Annotated in this window: 1 protein-coding gene; it reads right to left on the minus strand. The window is 70.4% G+C overall.

Annotation, left to right across the window (positions count from 1 at the left end; all coding sequences use genetic code 11):
* Window positions 1-17: 17 nt before the first annotated feature.
* Window positions 18-1,268, minus strand: a complete 1,251-nt coding sequence (locus PSD17_RS21345; RefSeq protein ID WP_013674581.1) for an IS110 family transposase — start codon at window positions 1,266-1,268, stop codon at window positions 18-20.
* Window positions 1,269-1,525 lie beyond the last annotated feature (257 nt).

Below are 1,525 nucleotides of genomic sequence, written 5' to 3' on the forward strand. Positions count from 1 at the left end.
GCGTGAGTTGCCCTGTGTCAAGCCGCCGCTGGTTGATCTTGGTTGAGGACGCGTTGAAGGGCGTGGTGTCGGTCGGGGTCGTAGGGGGTGTGGCTGTGCCAGCAGGCCCAGATGACACCGATCCAGGCTCGGGCCAGGACGCGGACGGCGTGGGGGTGGTCGTGACCGCGGGTTCGGGCTCGTTGGTAGAGGTCGGCGGCCCATGGGTTGGTTTTGATGCTGTCGCCGGCGAAGTCGCAGATGGCGTCGCGGAGTTGTTTGTCGGCGCCCCAGCGGAACGACACGGCGCGGGCCTTGCCGGACTGGCGGGTCGAGGGGGCGACACCGGCGAGGCAGGCCAGCGAGTCCGGGGTGGGGAAGCGGCCGCGGGCGTCGCCGATCTCGGCGAGCATGCGTGCGGCGCGGACTCGGCCGGCGCGGGGCAGGCTGGTGAAGATCTGTGCGTCGGGGTGGAGATCGAGCTGCTCGCTGATGCGGGCGGCGAGCTCGGCGATCTGTGTGGTGAGTGTGCGCAGCACTGTGACGTAGGCGGCGGTCACCGCAGCAGCGGTGTCGGCTTCGGGTCCGGTGTGGCCGCGGGGTGCGCTGGTCAGGCGGGTGTGCAGGACGGTGGGGTCCATGCGGCCGCAGTAGCCGACCGATGCCAGCCAGGATGCCAGTCGTCGTGGGGTGAGCCAGTCGATCTGGGTCTGGGTGGTGAAGCGCTCCAGGAAGCGCAGGCTGATCTGCGAGTCGATGTCGGAGAACAGCCCGATCACGGCGGGCAGGCAGATCTGCAGGTGAGCGCGCAGCTGGTTGGCCACCGCGACACGGTGGGCGACCAGGTCACGCCGGGCCCGCACGCTCTGGCGCAGCGCGGTGGTGGTGGGGGTGTCGACCAGCAGGGGGCGCAGGCGGCGGCGGTCGGTTCGGACGGTGTCGGCGAGGACGTAGGCGTCGAAGCGGTCGTCTTTGTTCCCGGCCGAGCCGTAGCGCGAACGCAGGTTTTTGAGCTGTCCGGGTGGGATCACGAACACGACCAGTCCGGCTTGTCGCAGGGCGTCGACCACGGGGCCGTCCGGGCGCTCGATGCCGACCTCGACCACCCCGGCCTTGGACAGGCGCCCGACCATCGTGCGCAGCCCGGTCCGGTCGTGGGTGACGGAGAAGCGCTGGAGCTGTTCGCCGTCCGGGGCGAGGACGCAGACGGCGTGGTCGTCCTTGGCCCAGTCCACCCCGCCGGTCGGGCGGTGCGGGTCGACCGACGGCGCGGTCTCGGTGACACTCATGGTCGTCTCCTCGCTGTTGGCGCAGTGGGAAGACACCCGGTGGTCCCGGGACGCGGCAGCCGGTCGCTCACTGATCGGCACTCGACGGTGCTCAGCCCTGTAGCCAGTCGGCGCGTCCTGGGCCACCGGACCTCGCTGAACTCACGCCGGACCTCGAAGGTCGAGCGAGCAGGGCGATGGCCCGGTGGGAACCTCAGGTGCGCCCGAATCCTGGATCAACGATCCGACTCGGACACAAGGAGGGTGCACCAGTGAGC

It is taken from the genome of Pseudonocardia sp. D17 (genome assembly GCF_036984265.1).
GTDB lineage: Bacteria > Actinomycetota > Actinomycetes > Mycobacteriales > Pseudonocardiaceae > Pseudonocardia > Pseudonocardia benzenivorans.